The following is a 23,215-nucleotide window of genomic DNA, read 5'->3' as shown; positions in this document are numbered from 1 at the left end:
TCCAGGTCATAGAAAGACCTGCTTAAGAAAAACTCTTGTCGACCATTGAACGTTTCAGCTCACCTTTTTATCACGCTTTAGCGATGATAACTTTTTGCAACTTGCTTGATGTTGGTGGAGAGGGGGCTGAAGGTATGATGCATGGTCGGATTGTATCGGTGTTTGTCGGTTGTGTCAAATAACAAAACTATTTGATCAGAGAGAACTCTCTTTTCATTATACCTGAAGGATGATGGTATGAGAGGATCCGCCAGGAAGTTTCTCCTCTAGTCAGGAACATCGTTAGTATGGTATGCTTGACGCACGAATGCTATGGGGAAACGTGATTGAATTGATTGTTATACTTGTTGCAATGTATCAATAGAGAAGAACGTGGAAAACGAAGGACAGCACGGCTCTCCACCTGAACGGGGGCCATCGGAACAGCAAGGATATTATGGCTGGCAGTATGACCAGGATGCAACAGAACTGAGGCCTCAGTCTCGATCAGGAGCTCACCCTCGGTCTTCCTCATCTTCCCAGAAGGCGCCGCATAATAATCCTCCAGAGGAGCAGACACAGTCTCCATCGGAGAGTAGGATCGCAAAGTATCAGCAGCGTTATCAGGAAAAGTCACAACAACCGATCCAGGATATGGGTATGACGCTGGGGTACGGACAAGGTACAGAAAATCATTATTTTGATGTGCCACAGCCTTCCCAACCGATGGCTCAATTGAGACAGGAGCGTTTGCAACAGCTACGTGAAGAGCGTATGCGTCGTCAGCAGCGCCGTATTCGTGGTGGAGATGTGACGGCTATGTTTCCCTGGAAAGGGGGCGGCCCGTCAAACTCTCAAGTAAGTGAAGAGACACTTTTGCCTGAGACTCCAGCGCAATTATCTCCAGGCATCTCTCTTCCTCCGCGACCAGGCTTTGATGAAGATCAGGTCGCTCCTGTGCGCTCATCGACGCTCCCTCCTGAAGGTATGAGGCTTCCTAAACGCCCACCGGTTGGCTCAGGGAGTGGTCTACAACCAGCAGCAGCGACTGCCCAGGATACGGGTATGTTGCAAAAAGTGAATGTGGGTCGGGCAATGTCGATCCTGACAATTGCTTTTGTCGCGAGCCGCATTTTGGGGTTGCTACGTTCGTCAATGTTTGCTTATGTTTTTGGCACAACAGCTTTCTCAGATGCTTATTTGCAAGCTTTTTTAGTTCCTGATTTGATCTTTAACATCGTTTCAGGAGGAGCGCTAAGCTCTGCTTTTATTCCTGTGTTTACCAATTATATGGTGGGCGAAAAGGATGACAAAAAAGCCTGGCATATCGCAAGCTCTGCGCTTAATCTGGCAATCGTGTTGATGGTGATTTTTGCGACCCTGGCGATCATTTTTGCCCGTCAACTTGTCCCACTCTATAACGTTGGCGCTACAGCTGCACAATTAGATCTCATTGCATCGTTAACACGTGTCATGTTATTGCAGTCGATCATTTTGGGAAGCGGTGTCATTGTGACATCGATCCTAAATGCGCAACAGGATTTCAAGTCTTCGGCGATTGGCTCAGTGCTCTATAATGTAGGATTGATCGGGGGCATGGTTCCCGGTATGATTTTCGCTTTGTCCGGTCATAACAATCCCTCTTTTGCCGTTCAGGCGGCAACATGGGGCGTCGTGGCAGGCGCTGCGTTGCAGGTTGGCGTCCAGATACCAGGCCTTAAAAAGGTGGGGATGAAATATACTCGTGCTTTTGATTGGCGTGATCCTGGTATTTTGCAAATTGCTAAACAGATGGGGCCGCGTATCGGTAACTCCGCGATGGTCTATCTTTCCACATTTGTCGATCGTACTTTAATTTCGATCGTGATGGGAAGTGTCGGGGGAGGTGTCACACAGTATTATCAGGCCTTTCAATTAGTTCTGTTGCCTTATGGGATTTTTGGCTTGTCACCAGCCACGGCCGTGTTTCCAACGCTGGCTGAGAATATTTCAAAGGGACGTTTTGATCGTGTGCGAAATACCATCCTGGAAACATTGCGCAATATTTTGTACACTACTATTCCCTCAAGTATTGGCTTAATTGTCTTAGGCCTGCCTGTTATCCAGGTGCTACTCCAACATGGTCACTATGATCTGAGTAGCGCACAGGCTACGTACTTGCCCCTGGCAGCTTTTGCTATAGGTATGGCTGGTTTGTGTGCTGTGGAACTGTTGACGCGTTCTTTCTATGCCATGCGCGATACCAAGACGCCGGTGATTGTAAGTATTGCTCAATTTGTATTCAAGATTGCACTTAGCTTGATCTTAGTGAATGCTGCTGTTTGGGGAACTGGATGGGGGCTGGCTGGTCTGGCTGCATCAACTTCGGTAGCAAACATCCTGGAGGCGTCTATTCTCTTCTGGCTGCTCGATCAACGTATCGGAGAGATGCAGACGAAGGAAATGTTAAAATTCATAGGACGAGTTTTAGTGGCTTCTTTGATCATGGCGATTGTAGTCTTTATCGTGCGCGAGTTACTTGACCATATTTTGAATACGACCAGTGCCCAATCCACTGGTCTGGTTGGAACTATAGAGGCGATGGTTAAGCTTGGTATAGAGGCATTCGTTGGCTTGTTTGTGTACATTCGTATCTCTCGTCGTATGGGTATCCAAGAGTTGGGCTCTTTTAAACGCATTCTGGATCGCCTCAAATTATCGTGGATATAGGTTGTTGGATTATGAAACAATTACGTCTCTCAATTCTTGGCTTTGGAGCCGTTGGTCAGGGGCTGGCCGAACTGTTACATGCCAAGCGAGAATTATTGCGTCAAGATTTTGATGTAGATATCTCGCTGGTTGGCGTCGCGAATAGTCGTGATGGCTTTATTTATTGTGCAGAGGGACTTGATATTCCCAGATTGCTTGATCTGGCAGCAGAGCGTCTTCCTCTGACTCATCATCGCGACGTGCAGCATTATGAGAGCCCTCTGCAAGGATTAATGGCATCTGACAGTAATGTTCTGGCTGAGGTTACAGGGACGAATCTACGGGATGCAGAGCCGGGTCTTGGCCACATTCGTGCAGCCCTCTCCTCTGGGATACATGTGGTGACGGCCAATAAGGGTCCCGCAGCACTGGCTGCTAATGAGCTCTTTGCACTGGCTGATAAACATGGCGTGCAGTTGCGTATGGAGTCGACTATCATGGCCGGGACGCCTGTGTTGAGTACGATTCGAGAGGGAATGGCTGGAGTAAATGTGCTGGCCGTTCGTGGTATTCTCAATGGAACGACAAACTATATTTTAAGCGCGATGGTTCAAGGACGCAATTATGCTGACGTGCTTGCTGAGGCTCAGGCTCAGGGATGCGCTGAAGCAGATCCTACTGCCGACGTTGAGGGATATGACGTTGTGGCAAAGACTCTGATCCTGGCTGCTTTAGTGTTTGGGCATACTCTCAAACCAGAGCAGGTTTATCGAGAAGGCATTACTTCCGTTACCAGTGAACAAATCCAACAAGCTAAGCAAGCAGGTAAACGTATCAAATTAGTCGCCTCACTGACGCGTGGCGTTGGCGATGTACCACTGGCCGCTAGGGTTGAACCTATGGCTTTACCTCTGACAGATGTTCTGGCTCATCTGGATGGAACAATGAATGCGATTACTTTTTATACCGACTCACTTTCATCTGTGACAATTAGTGGCCCTGGGGCCGGGCGTCTGGAGACCGGTCAAGGGTTGCTGGCAGATCTGGTCGCGATTAGCAAAAATTTGTAGAAAATCGTTGTTTCTGAAGAGATAGATACAGGGCGATTGATATCCATTTCCTGACTGGATATCAATCGCCCTGTATCTATAGGTTGATATGTGTCTATGTGCACATAGCTGATAGATGCTAGATGCTAGCCTGGCTAGTTATAAAGCTTGCTATTGATATACGTTTTGATCAGCCCCCAGTTGTTCCCTTGAGGAATGACAATAGATTCTCCATCATCGGCAGTGGAAAAATCCATCACGTTATCAGTACTCAGGCCGATGCGTGCTGTATGTGGATCATTGAGATCCATTTTGCTGGCAAACAGCGCCAGATCAGCAAACGAGATGTTTGTGTAGATGGTTTTTTGTAGGCTGGTGAGAGCATTCAAGAGGCTGGGCCAGGTTGTGATGTTGCGCACTTTTCCAAGTGCAGCTTTGATGATAATTTGCTGGCGTGCCGAACGACCAAAGTCTGAAAGCTCTGCCTGGTTGATAGATGTTCCCATACCGCATGCTTCTACTGGTTCGCGAGCACGGGCATATTCGATGGCGGTTGCTCCATCCATGTGTTGTTGGCCTTTGTTGAATTGGACCTTAATCCAACTTGCATCTTTGGCTGCATCATCATTTTTGGGATAGCAAGCATTGAATGAGTCCGGTACATAGACATCAACGCCACCGATGGAATTGATAAAATCTTTAAAACCACTAAAATCGATCATCATCCAATCTTTTACGTTCAAACCGGTTACAAGCGACATCTTGGTTGCCATCGCATCGGCTCCAACAACGCGGTTTTGTCCATTAGAGGATGCTACTGCATAGACAGCATTAATTTTTGTATAGTTATTTGAGCCTTCAGGATTTTGAACCCAGAGATCACGTGGAACGGAGATGAGTGATGTGTGTTGTGTCGATGGAATCATACTGGCAACAACGAGAGAATCTGTCAGGTTGGCTCCATCGTGATCACCACCGCCGTATCCCATAATAAGAAGATTAGTTCGATCGCCGGTAGTCATATAGCCCGTCTGGGTGCTGAGCGGCGATTTGGTTGAGATTGCTGAGCCGAAGGCCAGCACTTTTTGCGCAGTCAAAAAACCTGTTACACCCAACACAAGAAGGATGATTAGTACGGCCAGACAGCCGATTCTGCGCTTGCTTCTCTTCTTGCGAGGTTTACCGGGACCACGATACTGATTTGCTTGCTGGAATGGATAGGATGATGGTGTCCCTTGTGGCGCATATCCGTGTTGTTGCTGATTCTGCGTTGGTCCATATCCAGGCTGTTGCTGTTGTGGTGGATAAGGTGGCCTCCCAGCAGATTGGGGAGGATAGGGTTGCCGGGGATCAGGTTGCGGCGGATAAGGTTGTCTACCGCGAGGTTGTTGTGCATGCTGCCCTGGTGCTTGCGGTGGCTGTTGCTGAAAGCTGCCAAGAATCAGTTTTCCTTGCGCCCCTTGTCCCTGCTGAGGTGGATAAGGAGGATTGCCCTCCGAATCATCCGGCCGAGAGAATTTATCTGACATCTTTTATCCTTTACTTGAGATCATTATCTTATATAGGATAGAGCTTATCGTTAGTATACGGTCTGCAAAGTCATTTTTGCATGGCGAGCAAGTCTTTGAGAACCCCTTTTTAGCGTCTACTGGAGGAATACCGTTATCGTATGGTTCCTTGTCGCCGGGACCACATAATCGTAAAAGCAGAGTATATAGGCTCTTACATAAAGACGAATGAGAGATAAAGAAGTTTCATCATTTTACTTCTAGTAATCATTGATACTAATGAGGTACTACATTCACACCATGTTTTCCTATAGTTTTCCATGACTGTAAGCAACAATTTCTGCGATAATAGCCAGAGCGATTTCTTCTGGAGAAGTAGCTCCAATATTTAAGCCGATTGGGCCATGAATATGACTGAGTTGCTCATCGGTGATGCCCAGATTTTTTAACCGCTCTGCACGTTCCTGGCTGGTTTTACGGCTACCAATAGCTCCAATATAGCCGCTATGGCGTGCTAGCAGGATTTTGAGCGTTGGCTCGTCGAATTTTGGATCATGGGTTAGAACTGCTACAGATGTAGACGGATAAAGTGTCCTTTTCTCCAAAACTTCATCCGGCCAGGCAATGATGAGCTCATCGGCGGCGGAGAAACGTTCAGGTGTTGCGAAGGCTGAGCGGGCATCGATGACCACGACGCGATAGTTGAGCAATTTTGCGAAGCCGCTGAGGGCAATAGCTATGTGCCCCGCTCCGACAATGATGAGTTCGGATGGGGGTGAGAAGCCTTCGATAAAGACGTTGATGTGCTGATATGCGTCTGACTGGCTATTGTTGTCGATTGTGTAGCTATAAATCCTGGCTGTGCTTTTCCAGATCGCTTGTGCTGCATCGACACTGGCCTGTGTATCTAGTTGGGGATGACCCAGAGTTCCATCGGTTGTACCATCAGGGTACACAAGCATTTTAGCGCCGAAATATGCGCTATCCTGGACCACCGTAGCAACAGCAATGGCCTTGTTTTGCTCTAATGCCTCGTGAAGTTTTTCGTAGAGTCCACTCATCGACTCGCTCCTACCTTTTGCATGTAACTACCCCCATGAGAAGAGAGCATATATCTACTACCAATCCAGACGTTCAACGAAAACTTGAATAGTGCCTCCACATGCGAGACCAATCTTTTCGATATTTTCAGCTTCACTGATACCGAACTCCAGCATCTGAGGATGTCCATCCTTTATAACCTCTATCGCAGCCTGAATGACTGCTGGCTCAACGCATCCTCCACTAACAGAGCCAGTTATTTCACCCTTTTCGCTGACGGCAAGTTTGGCTCCGGGTAAGCGCGGCGCTGATCCGGCCATGCTGACAACAGTTGCCAGTGCAACTCTCTCTCCTTGAGTTTTCCATTTTTCGATATCTGGTAATACGTCGCGCATTTGTGTGACCTCCAATGAGTATGTAAAGAATAGAACCTAGTTGAATCCTGGTTTTGGTTTACTCCAACTTTTTACCGCTTTACGTCGTGCTGCTTCACTACGATCAGGGCGGCTATCGTCAATAGAGGAGAGAAGATGTCCCAAATCTATCAAGCTATCCAGATTATGTGAAGGCAAAAAATTGTCGATGAAAGGTAATGATGTTTTCATACCAATCGTGAGCGGACGATAGTCTGGCGAGCCCAATAATGGATTCAGCCAGATCAGGCGATGGCAACTACGCTGTAAGCGATCCATCTCCTGATGGAGAGTATCGGCATCGCCACGATCCCATCCATCGCTGATAATTAAGACGACGGCTCCACGACCCAGTACACGTTTGGCCCAGTGGTAGTTGAATACATGAATGGCATCACCGATTCGCGTGCCCCCAGACCAGTCCTGGACAAGGCTCGTGACATCGCGAACTGCGTCATCTACATCGCGCTTCTTGAGCTGTCTCGTCACACGTGTGAGGCGCGTGCCGAAGACAAATGCTTCGACGTTCATAAGACCATTTGAGATCGTGTGGATGAAGTGTAGCAAGAGTCGCGAGTAGAGGCTCATTGATCCACTGATGTCGCAAATGATAACGAGTGGGCGTGGTTTGTACCTGTTTTCACGCCATGTCAATTCAATCATCTCCGCACCATATTTGAGATTGCGTCTGACCATTCTCCTCATGTCTGGATAAGAACCTTTGCGGGCAGGAGCTTTCCGGCGTGTCATGCGTTGTCCTAGTTTCCAATGCATTTCTGCCATGAGACGCTTGGCCTCCTGGATCTCTTCCCAGGTATAGTTCTCAAAGTCTTTTTTGCGTAGCTGCTCAATCGCACTGTAGGCGGTTCTTTGAGGATCTCCACGATCGTCGTCTGCATCATCCTTTTTCTCATCGGGATAGCGCTGGCGCTCATTGGGACGCGTTTCACCGCGCAATTCCTTGCGCGCCTCGCTCAATTTGAGATGTTCCGCCAGTCGCTTACGTTCAGAAGGTGGGAGTCGTAATTGTTGCTCTTTGCGTTTTACTCCACTACTATTGGAATTCTCCGCTTTTTTTTCCAGATTGGAGCGCATAAACCAGAAATATTGATACATCTGATTGAAGATGGGTTCCTGCTCATGGCGAGTAAGCAGGCTGCATTTCAGCGTGGCGTAGAAATCTTCCTGGTTGGTAATATCAATGCTGTTCAACGTCTCCGCCAGATCAAGTAATTGATGGGGACCGACGTTGATACCAGATTCCCATAACAAACGGCCAAACTCGGTCAGGCGATATAATAAGCGCTCACCACGTTCGATCTCCTGACCTGTTGTTACTGAGGTCTGAGATGGCGTATCACCACCTGGTAGAGACGCATCCATAGCTATAACGCTCCTTGTATCTTCTGAAGTATCTTCTTGATGTCGAGTCCGCCTACTTTCAGAATATCGTCTTGATATTTGAGCACTGCTCCAAGTGTATCGCGGATTGCTCCCTCGGTCAGTTCCTGTTGATCAAGCGCCAGCAGCGAACTCATCCAATCGAGGGTTTCTGAAATGCCCGGAGCTTTATATAGTTCCAGGTTGCGTAGCTCATGTACAAAATGTGTGACCTGTTGCGATAAGCGCTCTGGCGCTTCTGGCATGCGCGCTAGAATGATCTGATATTCCTTCTCCAGGGTAGGAAAATCGATCCAGTAATAAAGACAACGGCGACGTAGCGCATCATGAATCTCACGGGTGCGATTCGATGTAATGATCACAAATGGTGGCTCTTTGGCCTGGATGGTTCCGATTTCAGGAATAGTAATCTGAAAGTCTGAGAGGAGCTCAAGCAGATAGGCTTCAAATTCCTCATCGCTACGATCCAACTCATCGATGAGTAAGACTGGCGCTTTCAGGTTGGCCGGATCAATAGCCTGTAAGAGTGGACGTTGCATCAAAAAGTCGGGACCGAAGATCTCTTTCATCTCGTTCCCTTGCGTGGCCTGTGTGGTCTCTAAGAGGCGGATGTGGAGCATCTGTCGCGTATAGTTCCATTCGTAAACAGCGGTATTGACATCGATGCCCTCATAGCATTGTAGACGGATCAGACGCGTGTCGAGCAGAGATGCGAGTATCTTGGCGATCTCTGTCTTCCCAACGCCCGGCTCCCCCTCCAGCAGCAGTGGCTTACGTCGCTTGAGTGAGAGATAGATCGCTGTAGCCAGACTGCGGTCGGCAATATAATGCTGCGCAAGCATGGCTCGCTGTACATCTTCAATAGTTGCCAGATTGTTAAATTGTGCCTGCTCCAACGTAAGCCTCCAGATGGATAAAAAAGTGTGCTTAAAAAGTGAAATCTCTCTTATTGTAAGCTATAGTTGTCACGCGTGACAATGTCTGGCTGCAACAATTATACTAAAACTGTGCCATCTTTTAAGAAGAGCACATCGTCAATCCATACTTCACCGGAGGTACGCAAATCGCAAATCATATCCCAGTGAAGCGCGGAATGGTTGCGTCCTCCTGTCTCTGGATAGCTGGCCCCAAGAGCCATATGGACTGTGCCACCCATTTTTTCATCAAATAGGATCTGCTTGGTAGCGTGGGTGACTCCCACATTATTCCCGAAGGCAAATTCTCCCAGATAGCGTGATCCAGCATCCAGATCGAGCATTTGCTGGAGAAATGCTTCGCCTTGACGGGCGCTGGCTTCAACAACACGTCCATCTTTGAAGACCAGACGTACACCCTCAACCGCATGTCCATCATAGCTGGCAGGAATATCAAATTGAACAACTCCGTTCGCACTGTTTTCTACAGGGCTCGTGAAGAACTCACCGCTTGGGAAGTTGCGCTTGCCGTCGCTGTTGATAAAAATGCGATCTTTAATAGAGAGAGTCAGGTCAGTTCCATCGCTGATCAAATGAACTTTTTCTTTACCTACCAGCCAGTCGACAAAGCGTTGCTGCTCCCTGCCGAGTTCTTTCCACCGGGCAATAGGGTCGGGATCGTTGAGAAAGCAGACATCAAAAACGAATTCTTCAAATTCTTTGAGTGACATATTGGCTTCTTGCGCATAGCCTGTGGTCGGATATAGGGTTCCGCACCAGCGAAAATCTCCCCGCTGCTCGCGTTGACGAAAAAGATTGGCATTCGCGTAATCTGCCTGACGACGTTTCGCACTTCGATCTGGAGGGATATTACTGAGTGCCTTGGGATTACTGCTCGATTGAATCCTCAGACGAGCGTTGGCTTTCTCCGCCAGCGCTTGTGCTAGCGGAGATGGCTGAGTTAATTGACTGTCATTGCCTTCACGCAGAAGGATTTCGTTCAGCGATTCTAGCTCGATCAGGGGGATTGGATGCGCTCCTACGAGTAGAGCTTCACGATAAACTGCCTCTATGAGAGGGGCTGCCAATGGTGTGGCCTGGATAGAGAGAATATCACCTTCTTTAAGATATAAGCAATAGTGGACTAGCGTATGAGCCCAACGGTCAATACGAATATCGTGCATACAATTGTAATCCCTTCAGTGATTAAATACCTTATCCATTGCCCCTGAGCATCCTGGCTTGTTAGCGTCGCTCCAGCGCACGTGTGATGGCACGGCGTGTGACGACAGCGGTCATCTGACGTCGATACTCTTCTGATCCATGAATATCTGCCACAATCTCTGCTCCCTCGGCGGCGTGACTGCTGGCTTCAGCAATGGTGGTTTCGTCGAGGACCTTCCCTAATAGTGCCTCTTCAACCGCGCTGGCGCGTAGCGTGTAGGTGGTTGAACCGGTAATGGCTATGCTGGCAGCAGCGCAGATATTGTTTTCATCGAGCGTAATCACTGCGGCACAACCAGCGATGGCGTAGTGGGAGGCTTTGTTGGCCAGCTTTTCATATGCTGAGTATGTATGAGCAGCTGGCAATGGTAGGCGTAATTCAATCAGAAGTTCATCGGGTTCCAGGGATGTGGTAAATGTATCAACAATGAAGTCATCGATCGGAATAGTACGCGTTCCTGTGGGACCCTGAACTACCAGTGTGGCTTTGAGCGCAAGGATAATTCCAGGCAGATCGGCTGCTGGATCAGAGTGGACAAGACTGCCTCCAATTGTGCCGCGATTGCGTACCTGCTGATCCCCAATCATTGAGGTTCCTTCTGGGAGAATGGGGAAGTAGCGTTGTAAAATTTCTGCTTGTTCTACCTGCCTGTAGGATGTTAGTGTCCCGATAGTGATGATGTCTTGTTCTTGATTGATGTATGCCAGGCTTGTGATTTTTCCAATATCGATCAGGTGCTCCGGCTGCGATAAGCGTAGTTTCATGGCTGGAATCAAGCTGTGACCTCCAGCGAGAATTTTTGCCTCGTCACCGTATTGCTGCAAGAGCGCGATTGCTTCTTCTACCGATTGCGCTGGATGATAATCGAATGCCGTTGGTACAGACATACTTCTTTCCTCTTTTCTACGGGTTGCTCTTGACTATCTGATCATCACACAAAAGGACATAAAGAGATAGTTGAGAAAAATAACGAAAGATTGTGATGAAAATCTGAAGCTAATCTCCGCTATGAACCGGGTCTACATTCCCAGGGCTCATATGTTCTGCGGCATCTTGAACGGCCCGTACGATATTTTGATAGCCAGTACAGCGACAGATATTGCCTTCTAACCCTTTGCGGATCTCGGTCTCAGTGGGATGAGGGTTGTTTTTAAGTAGTTGATAGGAAGCCATGATCATCCCGGGTGTGCAGAAACCACATTGCAAGCCATGTTTGGCCCAGAAGCCTTCTTGAATGGGATGGAGGCTGCCTTCGGGTGCTAGTCCTTCAATGGAGGTCACTTCGCTATTGTCCGCTTGAACGGCCAGAACAGTGCAAGATTTGACGGCCTCACCATTGAGCAGAACAACACATGCGCCACATTGTGAGGTGTTGCAACCGATATGTGTTCCGGTTAGATCTAACACGTCACGTAAATAATGGGCAAGTAGCATACGAGGCTCGATCTCTGTTTGATGCTGCTGACCATTAACTGTGATGGTGATTGAACGTTTCGTCGGCATTGATAGTACCCTTTACCTCTGCTAGTTGTGCCTTGTTTCATCAAGTAGAAAGTGGATGCTCTCTATTTCTATACACACTCTCGCTAAGAAAAGAGCTTGATACGCTTTCCTAGAGATGAGTGAGGGAAATAAAAAGTGATTTCTATTAACAGAAAAAGCGTAGCACACGCAGGGTTGGGATGTCAATGAAAAAATGAGATGCATCAGTGCAAGAAAAAGCGCTCTCGGAATTATCGTTGAGAGCGCTTTTTTCTTCTACTATCCTGTATTGAGATTATGGATTTTTGCCATGGCCAGGGTTATTTCCATTTGTCGTTGTTGGTGCCTTAGTAGCAGAGACGCCCATCGTCAGTGCAAATGAGCCTGGTCGATCGCTACCTACGGAGCATGTGACGCTTCCTGAGTTGAATGTAGCAGTAATCAAGGACAGCTTATTGATTGCTCCTGCGTGTCCAGCCATAGAAGCATATGATATTCCTAACCCATCAGCAGTTGTCGTTGCTGTCAACGGGGATGTTGTGTAATCTCCCCATTGGATTTGAATGCTTACTGATGCGCCACCAATACCTACTGGATTGCCATCTTGTTGTTTGACAAATTTCGTATAAATAGGAATGCTGCCACCAGCGTTGTAGGCTGGAGACTCGTTTGTAACCCAGAGTCCACACCACTGAGCGGGAAGTGCCGGGGTGGGGCTGACCTGGTTGATTTTGTTAAAATTAATCATCGTTGTAGTGGCTTTAGGAGTAGCGGTTGCACCGGCACCGACCGCAGTACTACCATTGCTGTTGGCCCCACAGGCGACAAGGATGATGCTCAACATGAGAAGGAGGAAAATAAACCCATATTTAAAAGAGAGCGAGACGAAAGATCTATTTTTTTGTGGTTTTTGTGCGTTTTCTTGTTGCATAAATTGCTATCACCCTCATAAAACTTACATTACTGATGGTTAGTATAGCATATCATATGTGTAAGGCTTGCTATTTGTGCTCTATCAGCTAAAAAAGTACTATGGCATTTTCTCGATGTGTGATGAAGCGTTTTGAAATGGAGGGGATGGATGTACAAGAAAAGAGCATGGGTTTCGATATGAAGCGCTACTCTTTTCTTGTAAGATACAAGGTCTCTTTTGCGGTTATTGGACGATGATTGAGACTTTCATGCCACCGTGGATGGTGCAATATAATTTAAATGTGCCAGTCTGGTTGAATGGACCAACTGCAATGGTATCGCTACCAGAGAATGATAGATTTACCGTTGGAGCACCTGGCTCGGTTGTATTATCAGGGGTTGCACCGTTCCACGTACCATTTTTAATGATATGGGTTACTGCTACGTCATCAACAATATCGAGCTTCTCACCCTTTTTGATGGTGACTGAGGGCACGAGAAACGTAGCTGCGCCCATATGCACAGCAGGGTTTTTGGGTATAGTATCAGCATCGATGACACGACAGGCTGAGAATAAAACGGTGATAAGCGTAAAGGCTAAAAGGCCGAATAGGATCTTTCTATTCATAACGTTCTTTTGGAGTCCTCCTTGAGAAATCTGTTCGTCTCCATGAGTTTGCGATAATGACAAGAGTAACCTGTCAGGGGACATTCCTACTATAGCAAAATGTCACCAATATAGCAAAGAGATAGGTCGCTGTTTGTTAAGAAAAAATAATTCCTAGCATTATTGGCTAACAAATGTCTCCGCCCGCCTGGATGGTCGCTCTATGTTATCTTCTCACGAGTCTATAACGTTTAATTTGTCGATCTGGCTTTGTCTCTCTCCAGGTGTCTTATATATCTATAGCAAAAAATCGCTTGCTTTGACAAAGATGATGGAGAGATGATGCGTGTTTTATAACGGTATATCAGGTTTTCTGTATGAACCCGTCCAGCATATACGATCGTGGGAAAGAGGCGATACAAAAAAACAAGATCAGTTGATGGAGGTTGTTTTTTGTGCTGGTAGCGCATACGGGATTTGAACCCGTGATCTCCGCCTTGAGAGGGCGATGTCCTGGACCGCTAGACGAATGCGCCTTAGTCTGATTCTCTACTCCCAGTGTCGTAAGGGAGTATAACTCGCTATCTATATTATACCTGTCTCTGTTTTTTTGTCAACAGTTTGATGGTATCATCTGGCTATTCAACTCATGAACTGGTGGCTCTGTCCTACTGACTAATAACGCAATTTTATCCTGGTCGCTTGATTTCGTTGCGCTAATATGATGAGCTGTAATATCCTTTAAGCCAGAGTTTTTAGAGAGCAGTCAGGGTGATTGGCTTCAATAGAGATTACCATCCTGACTGCTCATTGTGTGTATGCCGAAATGTATGGACTGATACAATTATGCTGAATTGCGCAGATCGACGCTGATCGTTTCTCCTTTATACTTAAACTGGAAGGCGATACGTTTCCAGCCAGTGGGCCAATGAGGAGATGTCGTATATCCAGTGTCTGTCACACGTAGTCCAGCAAAGCCAAAAATTACCGCTTGCCAGACTGCTCCTGCACAGGCTGCATGAATACCTTCAGGCGTATTTCCACGCAGATTTTCGAGATCTACTAATGCTCCTTTCATAAACATGTGGTATGCCTCGTCAACATGGCCTAATTCGCTGCCAAGAATCGCATGTAAGGCTGGCGTCAATGAAGATCCATAGTCATGATCGGTGATGGGAAAGTAATAATCCCAGTTAATCTTTTTGGTACGCTTATCAAACTCCTGCCGGAGCATCGTCAGAAGCATTAAGACATCGGCCTGTTTGACGAGCTGATACTTCTGGACGTTCTCGACACCCAGAATACCTTGATAGGAATCTTTGCGCCCCTTATATTTATCCAGGTCGAGTTTAGGGAGCTTAAAGAAGCCATCAAATTGTTCAATCAGGCCAGTGTCAGGATTGATGGGAACTCTGATATGCTCCTGGACATCTTGCATATGGGCCAGACGTTCTTCTGTTAGATCGAGCTGTTTGGTGAGCGCTGCGGCCTTGGTCGGTTCTGCTTTTTTGAGCCATTTGAGCGCGATGAGAGCTTTTTGGATGTTATTTTGGGCCATGGTATTCGTATGAGCATTATTGTTGACATGCTCGTGCCATTCATCTGGTCCGATAACGTTGGAGATCTCATAGTTGTGGTGCTGCTCGTTCTTCTCTACACGACTGTCCCAAAAGAGAGCGGTACTTAAGAGTAGCTCAGTTCCGTAGTCACGCATAAAATCGTCGTCGCCAGTTACCTGCCAGTATTCCCAAAAGGCATGTGCAATACTGGAGGTAATATGCAGCTCGATAAATCCGTTAAGTACAGGGATGAGTTCTCCCGTTTCAGGATGAATGATGGAGGGTGGAGTGGTCTCTTCTCCATTGAGAGTACTTTCCCAGGGATATTGCGCTCCTTTGTAACCATTGCTGGCGGCTTTTTTTCGTGCCGCTGGCAAAAGATGGTAACGATAAAGTAAGAGGTCACGTGAGAGTTTGGGAAGTATATAGGTGAAGAACGGTAACATGAAAATTTCAGTATCGTGAAAAACATGTCCCCGATAGCCGAATCCTGTGAGACCTTTGGCAGCTATACTGTAGCGGCTATCATGATCTGAGGCGTTGATGCGCAACTGATAAATGTTATAGCGCATACCAATTTGTGCTTTATCATCTCCCTCGATAAGTACATCAGCCTGCTGCCAATATGCTTTCCAGGCTTCCTGCTGTTTAGCGAGTTGTGACTCATACACAAAATCTGTATTTTTTTTTGTAGGGACGTTTTTGTCGGCAGTGTTGAGTAGCTGCTGATGATGTGTGGTTGCTACATACAATGGGTCATCAGCATCGCGAGAAGTGTACATCATGACTGTTTTTTCGGCGGTCAATGATGCTCCCATGGCGAGTGTACAGGTGAGATGGATCGCAGGAGCGCCATCTGAGTCGATAAATTCTTTTTGTACGTCGGGAGTGTCAGTTGTAAAGCTCATCGTTTGGGCCAGAGCAACCTGGGTGTGTTTCGTTTCACTTTGTAACCAGAGTAGATCTGATGTGTGTCCTTGATCTTGCGTATTCCAGTGCATCAGGTCATAGTTGCCTACTCCAACATCGAAACTGGAACGCAATATTACCTCCACCGGATGATTCTTAGGCGATTCTTCTAAGGTGACTGTATAGCGAATGATACCTAGATGTTCATCAGCCAGACTGGCAAAACGATCACTCGAGATCCTGACACGTACGCCTGTCGGGCTCTCCCAAAGGACGTCACGATGCAGTACCGCTGTTTGTATATCAAGAGTACGTGTATATGCCAGTAGCTTCCCTTTATCTAGTCTGAAGCGTTCACCATTGACGAATAACTTAATCCCTATCCAATTAGGAACGTTAGCCAGCTCTTCTTTCGCGATGGGAACGGTATCGAAGACACCAAAGAGTAAAGTCGCCGCAGTCTCATGCGGATAGCCTTCTTCGAAGGCACCGCGGGTACAAAAATAGCCATTGCCAATCGTGAATGCGGTTTCTTGACTGCGGATTTGTTTGAGATTGGTGTTAAAGGAATCTTCGCTTACTTGCCAGAGATTTCCCACTTCACAACCTTTCTACTTTCGTCTTTTTTACAAAAGAGTACCTTGTGCAGGTAATTATTCATGTGGTAATAGATCTTTTAAATGGACATTTTCCATACTCGCGAGGATTTCATCAGCACGCTGAAATCTAGTTTTAGGCCCAATACCTAAGGCATACATCCCCGCTGTTTTGATCGCCTCGATGCCGGCATCTGCATCTTCGACGCCTAAACAATTGATAACAGGTGTCTTTACCAGACCAGCTGCATAGATAAATATATCAGGAGCAGGTTTGCTATTGACTATGCTGTTGCCATCGGCGATGCCATCGAAGAGATCGATAATTTCCAGGCGCTCAAGTACCGTCTGACAGTTTTTACTGGCTGATGCCACTGCCGATTTGATCCCGGCCTGGCGTATTTCTTGTAGTAATGCTTTACCACCCGGAATTAATTCGCTCGGAGTCATGGTCTTAATCAGTTCGTTATAATAATCGTTTTTACGTTGCATCATAGCTTGTATCTGATCTTCTGAATACTTGTGATTACGGATAATATATCCTATCGATTCTCGTCGTCCTACACCACGAAGATGTGCATCGTTCTCCTCGCGGGTAAAGGGAATACCCTCTTCGTCTGCAAGCTGCTTCCAGGCACGATAGTGATATTCTGACGTATCGGTGAGGACTCCATCAAGGTCGAACAAGATGGCTTTTACTATAGGCATAAAATTTTCCTTTCGGTACCGTAGGGATTTTGAAATATGCATGCTGTGATGAGGGACTTTTGCCCCCTAGTCTTTAAACGTTGAAGAGCTGAAAGTGTGGACAACAGATAAGCTGAAAATATCAGTCCCCTCAAGATGCTCTAAAGTATTTATTATACGATAACTCTTATAAAATAGTCGATATGCCAGAATTGTGCTGCCGTGCATTTTTAGGAAGTGGACATAAAGTGCTGGCTTGATGGGAGATTAAGCGTCTGACTACGTTTATCTTTATATAAGCATCGATGCCTGTGAGGCCAATTGCGGTAAATCATGTCAAGAGGATATGTCATTCTACCTATCAAAGTGTCTTGAACTGAAAAGAATGTTTTAATCGTATAGTATTGATGAGAGACATTGTTGGAATAATCTGGATTCATTGACTTATCTGAATGAAATGGAACGCAATTCGCAAGATTGGAGAATTTTTGATGACAACACCTTTACAGATTGGTGGGCCACAAATATTATTATTTGTCCTGTTGGTGATAGGAATTGGTCTACTCATCTCGTCTTTGATGGGGCTGCTCGGCGGCAGACGAGAAGAGGAGATTTTTGAAGACGAGTATGGAAAACGCTATCGACGCTGGAGAAAGCGTCGGCGCGAAGTACGCTGGAAGCGCGGCACAGGTGGCATACTGTTATTGGTGGCCGCGATCAGTTTGTTATGGCTCACGGTGGCGATTCAAAGTTATCTGGGACTTACGAATGATGTGAAGGTGGCACAAGTGCAGGCAACCACGTTTGATAACGATCCTAATCATATGGTTGTCCATCTGACTACGCTGGATAGTGATGGAAAAGCAACCTCAAATAAGACGCTTCAAATGAATGGGGATCAATGGTTATTAGAATGTAACATGATTAAATTCCCTTCATGGATGAATATTTTTGGGATTCATTCGAGTTTTAAGCTGACACGTTTAGAAGGACAATATAGTGATCCTGACCTGGAGAGAACATCCCAGCATACAGTTGTCGAACTAAATGGAGGTTCGGGTGACTTTTTTAAATCTGTCTACAAGCAGGCCTGGACATCGCCTTTTGTGGATGCCGCCTATGGCAATGCTGTCTTTGAGCCAGCAGATAATAAGACCTACGACATCTATGTGTCACAGACTGGATTATATGCGAAGCTCGCAGGAAAATAGTCATTAGATATAGTTGTCTTATGACGAATCTTTTATACAAAGACCTCAGTCTGGTCATGGATCTTGCACAAGTACTTCATAAAAAATATCAGGTTGCTTTGATCCATAAAAAACTTCCTATCTCGTTGGGATAGGAAGTTTTTTATGGGCTACTTTTAAGCGTATGATTAAGGCGTCGCGCGGCGCATAAACAGATCGATAATGCCCAGGGTGGCTGGTATCTGGGCACAGGTCGCCAGCAGAAAGTGCACGAGAGTGTCCAGGCGAGGCTTTTCTATCATGTCATAGATGTAGTTGCCTAACCACGCTCCAAAGAGCAAAGTAGCGCCTGCCGGTAAGGCTAAGAGAATCATCCATGGGCTGGCGTGCCAGATTGCAAATGTGCCGATGCCGAAGATGATACCCGTCAATATGAGTATGCGGTTTTCTTTAAAGCTGCTGTAGCTTAAGATGGTGTAGATGAGGACGGCTATAAAAAGTGGAATAGGTATCCAAAGCGATGGTTCCCTCTGAAGAATCGGGAAAATGTCGACGATTTTTTTTGCACCGCCGTAGTGTAAAAAGTAGATGGTGTACCAGTCACGTCCCATGATAAGCAGTGACCAGAGAAAGGGTGCAAGCAAGAAGACACGTTTACGAGCATCAAGGCGGCGTAGTAGCATGATGGCTGTACCTGCAAAGATGGCCGCAATGGGTATATAAAGTGGATGGGTTTGACGTGTGAGTGCGAAATGCTCATAAATGCGATACATGTGTTGTATCGATGGCTCTGTGCGGACAATGGGGATATTTTTGAGCGCATTGACGAGGTGTGGGGAATACATCAAGTAAAATGGTCCCAGCACAGCGGGGCAGAGAAATTCTAAGATCAGTAATGCCATAAAGAGGTTGGTAATCCAGTGGGTAGGATAATATTTGCGAAATGCCAGACGAGCAGCTACGAAACCGAGGATGACTGTCAGCCATGACCAACCAAGCATACAATGTGGAACTGACCACTGTGTCTCATCCAGCCCGTAGGTAGAGTGCCAGAAATTATCAAAGATGATAGTGATAGTCAGGGCGACTAAACCACCGCCAAGGATGACAAGGGAGCCAGCAATTTCAAATGGGAGGAATGGAAAACGGATACCAGGTCCATACCAGCCACGTAAGCGTGGATTGAACGCAATAAACGCAACCAGCAATCCTGTCATTGAAGTCATGACAAACACAAAGAAATGTGGGGGAGACCAGAAAGTATCGAAGCGTACTGTGGCATGCCAGTAACGATCCCAAAGCTTTCCTGCCCCGGTCGATGCAAAAAAAATGCCAAAGGTGAGCCATAAGAGTAGATAAGCCCGGACACGATCGGTCTCTACTTGCTTATTGGGCGGAACAAGCGGTGGACGAGATGCTTGTGCTGAGCCATCGGTATTTGATGGCGGAAAATTAGCAACAGGTAACTCAGCCATTGGAGTTGTTTGCTGCATGCGATTACCTACTTTCTCTTCCTTTTCATATAGTGATAGGTCTGGAAGAAAAGGATGCTAGCTCTTCTTCTCGGTTTCCCACTTTGAGAAGCTCTGCAATACGTTTAGGACCTCTCAAAGCGAGAAAGCAAAGTTTCTAAAGATGCATATAGCCTTCTTCGCATGGCTATTGATTCTATATATCGGCATCTACTCCCTGAATATTAGTTGTCACTCCGGAAGTAGATTGCCGATCCATAGCCTTCATACACCATACGAAAGTCCTGAGGAGGAAAGATGAAACGACTATTTTTAGTTACACCACCCTGATAGCCGCCATTGTCGGTGATTAACCAGACGCGGCTATTATTCGCCAGCACATTCTGAAATTCTTGCTGATTAAGCATTGGATGAGCTCCAGATGTCGTTTCAATGATCTGTTTGTTGTTTTCTATCAAAAACAGGGCACGATCAATTGAGAAGTAGTAGTCAACCTGACCGACGTAGTAGAGGATGGAGACCGCTGGCGCGACTGTGACGACGATATCTCCTTTGCGAAGGTGACTTTTCATATACTGACCAACGTGATCGTAATCCGCGTAGTGATGCCGATAATTTAAGCCCAGTGTCCTGCTGATGAATTGGTTGTAATTGCTCAACGGTAGTGCCGGAAAGATGAGCACACTGGCAAGCAGAAGTGCAGCCATGGACATCATGATAATGCGCACAGGGAGTGATGCTCGTGGATTGGTATTGGTCATGCTATGCTTGAAGATGAGGTGCGGTTTCGCAAACTGCCAGATGCGGTCGAGTATACTCCAGAAAGCATAGGCCCCCATCATATAGTAGAGCGGAAGCAATGGATAGTAGTAGCGATCTGCTTGCATGGTAAACATGAGAATAAGCGTGCCGCTGGCAATCAATAAGAAGAGCGCACAATAGCGTGGACGGCGATCCTTGCGTAGAAAGGCCAGGATACAACCTGAGACCGTCAGGAGCGAGTTGATAATCAACCAGGGTTGGGTTAGTAACCAGGGAGCGATGCTGATTTTGAGTGTTCTCATTTGGAAGAGTATTCCAAAGTAGTATGGTAGATTATTAAAACTCGGTCCAATTTGTGGCTGGCGGCTCTGATCAGTTGAGAAGGTGGGTGGATGTGTCCAGAAGACAACGAGTAGTTGACTGATGATCAGTGCACAGACGATCAACGATGGAATCCACCAGTGCTTCTTACGAAGTATCCACGGAATACCATAAGGTCCCGCGCGTGTCGCCAGTAAGCCGCAACAGAGTGCAGCCGGCAGAATAATGAAGTTCTCTTCATGGCTAAAGTATGCCAGTAGCAGACAGAGCAATGCCAGGTATGCAGGGCGCTTTTTTTCGCGCAGTTGAAGCGCTCGGTATAGCATGTAGACGACGATGATGACCATAAATTGGGCTTGCTCGTACATCCGCACCTGACGCGACCATATCAATGTATATGGGGAAAAAGCTAGCATCGCTGTCGCTAACCAGGCGATTTTGCGATTGAAGAGTTTCTGTGTGATCAGGTAAAACAGAGGAATACTCACTAAGTATTCGACCAGACTGAGTGTACGTGGTATTACCTGTCCCGCCGTACCAAAGATGGACATGATGGCGGCTAACAGGTAGGAGAATAATTCTCCTTTCGGATAAATGAACCCTGATGGAAAGGTCGGAATGCCCTGGGTGATAATGCTCTTCGCTGCATTATAGCTGGATAGTTCATCTTGCCAGAATGGTTCATAGCCAATGTTATAGCATACCATTGGAATAGCTAGCAGCAGAATAATAAACAGGCCCCAGTTTTGGCGTGACCAGGCGAGCAGGCGTTGTTTCCACTGCTGAGGAGTGCTTTCTGACGATGATTGTTGAAGCCTTTCTTCATCATCTATCAGATAACTTAAATCATCACTGATAACCTCTGGTTGGCGCGTTGCTCTGGCTAGCCGTAAGCTGTGTGTTTTATGGGCATGAAACCAGAGGGTGATGGCGCTACAGCCAACGACGAAGATGAGGAATAATCCCCAGAAACGCGTGTAAGGAAATGGTTGCGCTAAGAGCGGCTCTCTGGAGAGCGCTATCAGTAAGGCTTCAATCGTCAATGCTGGTAAAAAGATCAAGCAGGCTGCTTCAAAAGCCGCTCGACGAGAGGTATAAAATCGTCGTAGCAATATGAATGCCATGCCCATCCAGACAATCAGGATGGCGATTAAGCTATAGACAAGCGTTTCAGCAATCAACATAGGCGGCATTATTTGGACGTTGAGTGTGGTACTAGTATTGGGAAGGTAGAAGGTATTGCTGGCTCCTGGACGCTCGACAGGAATAGGTGCAGGCCACTGTAATATAGCACTATTGGCTCGTGTCCACTGTGTACTTGCCTGGTTGGAGACGTGCCAGCCTCTGTCGTTGGCGAGCAAATTCTGTGTTGAGGGTCCGTTGCTCATGAGAAGGTCCATTGATAACGCACTCTTCAACGTATCCAGTCCGACCTTCGCCGTACTTATTCCCGGCGATTGTACATGCACTGCAATTGTGTTTATACCTGTATGCAGATACGGTGTGACATCGTAGACCCCTGTAATCAGTCCTTTACGATACACAACTGGGAGACCTGTAGTATCAAGTGAATCTGCTACTGTCATATCAGGTACGGGCGGTTGGCCGCTCCATTGTATGTATTGATGGTCATTGATAAAAACATTCGCAATTCCATTTGCAACCATACGCAGAAAAATCTTTTCTCTGTGTGCTGGTAGATTTATTTGATGTACAAAGTAGCCATCTTGTGCGCCATTCGCGCTGAGCCAGTGCTGCGGTGGTGGGTAGGTATAGATGATCGGATTCACTGCGAGAAGTGGATTCGTGGTTGGGATTGGTGTAACGAGTTGTGCTGACCGCCATTGTGTCGTGTCGAATGCAGGTAGCGTCCAGCTATAAGGATTGGCTGCATTGCGTGGATGAGCTAGCACTGTTTGTCCTGTGGCATGCCAGCTGGCATTGGTGCCGATGTAATGGCTGCTCTCTCCCCAGGTGGTCCCGATAATGGCGCGTAGTTGGGGGTTTTGCTTATCCGCATCAACGATGCGGATACCGATGGCGTTTGTGCCTGTGGTCAGTACTGAATCGATATCAAACATGTAGGTTCTTGGCGTATCACCGATGACAAAATCTTGTGCGTTTGTACCAATAAATGTGCCGTTTGCGTAGATACGAAACACTTGATTGGCAGTGAGCATGATGTACGCATTATCAGGTACGGCATTGAAGTTAGTCATGTAGCGATAATAGGCGACTGGGGATGTGATATCTACGGGTTGTATCCAACGTGCGTCCCTCCACGAGGGTGTATAGGTCGTGACTTGTGGCACGAAAAAGTATTGATATGCAAACCAGCTGGTACCTGTACAGGCAAGGAAAAGACAACACCATAACATGAAACTGGCTAGATGTTGTCTCATGCGTCGCATGGCTTGTATCGGTAGCTTGCTATGCGGTGACAGAATGACATTTTTTCTTTCTGAAGATGTTACGCTCATAACCTTTCTCCGTATCTCGC

At 46.8% G+C, this 23,215-nt stretch carries 17 protein-coding genes and 1 tRNA gene; 3 read left to right on the top strand and 15 right to left on the bottom strand.

Annotation, left to right across the window (positions count from 1 at the left end; genetic code table 11):
- Window positions 1-372: 372 nt before the first annotated feature.
- A complete protein-coding gene (gene murJ, locus AC27N8_RS14680) occupies window positions 373-2,688 on the top strand; it encodes a murein biosynthesis integral membrane protein MurJ (RefSeq protein WP_487068127.1) in 2,316 nt (771 codons plus the stop codon).
- An 11-nt stretch (window positions 2,689-2,699) separates the two neighbouring features.
- Window positions 2,700-3,737, top strand: a complete 1,038-nt coding sequence (locus AC27N8_RS14675) for a homoserine dehydrogenase (RefSeq protein ID WP_487068126.1) — start codon at window positions 2,700-2,702, stop codon at window positions 3,735-3,737.
- Between the two features lie 134 nt (window positions 3,738-3,871).
- On the opposite strand, the gene AC27N8_RS14670 is transcribed toward AC27N8_RS14675, so the two are convergent.
- From AC27N8_RS14670 to pgmB, 13 genes are all read right to left on the bottom strand, one after another.
- Window positions 3,872-5,245: an LCP family protein gene (locus AC27N8_RS14670; protein ID WP_487068125.1), complete on the bottom strand. Its 1,374-nt coding sequence runs from the start codon at window positions 5,243-5,245 to the stop codon at window positions 3,872-3,874.
- 287 nt (window positions 5,246-5,532) lie between these two features.
- Entirely contained in the window at window positions 5,533-6,285 is a 753-nt protein-coding gene (locus AC27N8_RS14665) for an XdhC family protein (protein WP_487068124.1), read from the bottom strand.
- A gap of 57 nt (window positions 6,286-6,342) precedes the next feature.
- Window positions 6,343-6,660 (bottom strand): XdhC family protein, encoded by a 318-nt coding sequence (locus AC27N8_RS14660; RefSeq protein WP_487068123.1) that lies wholly within the window; start codon window positions 6,658-6,660, stop codon window positions 6,343-6,345.
- A 36-nt stretch (window positions 6,661-6,696) separates the two neighbouring features.
- Entirely contained in the window at window positions 6,697-8,061 is a 1,365-nt protein-coding gene (locus AC27N8_RS14655; protein WP_487068122.1) for a vWA domain-containing protein, read from the bottom strand.
- A gap of 2 nt (window positions 8,062-8,063) precedes the next feature.
- On the bottom strand, window positions 8,064-8,921 hold the full coding sequence (locus AC27N8_RS14650) for an AAA family ATPase (RefSeq protein WP_487074696.1): 858 nt from the start codon (window positions 8,919-8,921) through the stop codon (window positions 8,064-8,066).
- Window positions 8,922-9,073: 152 nt separating this feature from the next.
- Window positions 9,074-10,177 (bottom strand): aminopeptidase, encoded by a 1,104-nt coding sequence (locus AC27N8_RS14645; RefSeq protein ID WP_487068121.1) that lies wholly within the window; start codon window positions 10,175-10,177, stop codon window positions 9,074-9,076.
- Between the two features lie 61 nt (window positions 10,178-10,238).
- Window positions 10,239-11,105, bottom strand: a complete 867-nt coding sequence (locus AC27N8_RS14640) for an FAD binding domain-containing protein (protein ID WP_487068120.1) — start codon at window positions 11,103-11,105, stop codon at window positions 10,239-10,241.
- A 109-nt stretch (window positions 11,106-11,214) separates the two neighbouring features.
- The gene (locus AC27N8_RS14635) at window positions 11,215-11,721 is read right to left on the bottom strand and encodes a (2Fe-2S)-binding protein (protein WP_487068119.1); all 507 of its coding nucleotides are present in this window, start codon (window positions 11,719-11,721) and stop codon (window positions 11,215-11,217) included.
- 274 nt (window positions 11,722-11,995) lie between these two features.
- Window positions 11,996-12,631, bottom strand: coding sequence for a hypothetical protein (locus tag AC27N8_RS14630; protein WP_487068118.1), 636 nt, complete (start codon window positions 12,629-12,631; stop codon window positions 11,996-11,998).
- Between the two features lie 225 nt (window positions 12,632-12,856).
- Window positions 12,857-13,240: a cupredoxin domain-containing protein gene (locus AC27N8_RS14625; protein WP_487068117.1), complete on the bottom strand. Its 384-nt coding sequence runs from the start codon at window positions 13,238-13,240 to the stop codon at window positions 12,857-12,859.
- Window positions 13,241-13,678: 438 nt separating this feature from the next.
- Window positions 13,679-13,755 (bottom strand) — tRNA-Glu (locus tag AC27N8_RS14620).
- Between the two features lie 308 nt (window positions 13,756-14,063).
- On the bottom strand, window positions 14,064-16,286 hold the full coding sequence (locus tag AC27N8_RS14615) for a glycoside hydrolase family 65 protein (RefSeq protein WP_487068116.1): 2,223 nt from the start codon (window positions 16,284-16,286) through the stop codon (window positions 14,064-14,066).
- 54 nt (window positions 16,287-16,340) lie between these two features.
- On the bottom strand, window positions 16,341-16,991 hold the full coding sequence (gene pgmB, locus AC27N8_RS14610; RefSeq protein ID WP_487068115.1) for a beta-phosphoglucomutase: 651 nt from the start codon (window positions 16,989-16,991) through the stop codon (window positions 16,341-16,343).
- Between the two features lie 470 nt (window positions 16,992-17,461).
- On the opposite strand from pgmB, the gene AC27N8_RS14605 reads away from it, so the two are divergent.
- Window positions 17,462-18,181 (top strand): hypothetical protein, encoded by a 720-nt coding sequence (locus tag AC27N8_RS14605; RefSeq protein ID WP_487068114.1) that lies wholly within the window; start codon window positions 17,462-17,464, stop codon window positions 18,179-18,181.
- A 167-nt stretch (window positions 18,182-18,348) separates the two neighbouring features.
- On the opposite strand, the gene AC27N8_RS14600 is transcribed toward AC27N8_RS14605, so the two are convergent.
- Both AC27N8_RS14600 and AC27N8_RS14595 read right to left on the bottom strand, forming a co-directional pair.
- Window positions 18,349-19,653, bottom strand: coding sequence for a hypothetical protein (locus tag AC27N8_RS14600; RefSeq protein ID WP_487068113.1), 1,305 nt, complete (start codon window positions 19,651-19,653; stop codon window positions 18,349-18,351).
- 203 nt (window positions 19,654-19,856) lie between these two features.
- Entirely contained in the window at window positions 19,857-23,195 is a 3,339-nt protein-coding gene (locus AC27N8_RS14595; protein WP_487068112.1) for a glycosyltransferase family 39 protein, read from the bottom strand.
- Between the last annotated feature and the right edge of the window lie 20 nt (window positions 23,196-23,215).

The sequence above is a fragment of the Dictyobacter sp. Z7_2 genome, assembly GCF_057551105.1.
Note: the sequence above shows the minus strand (reverse complement) of the source record. Positions and strands in the feature narration are given on the sequence as shown.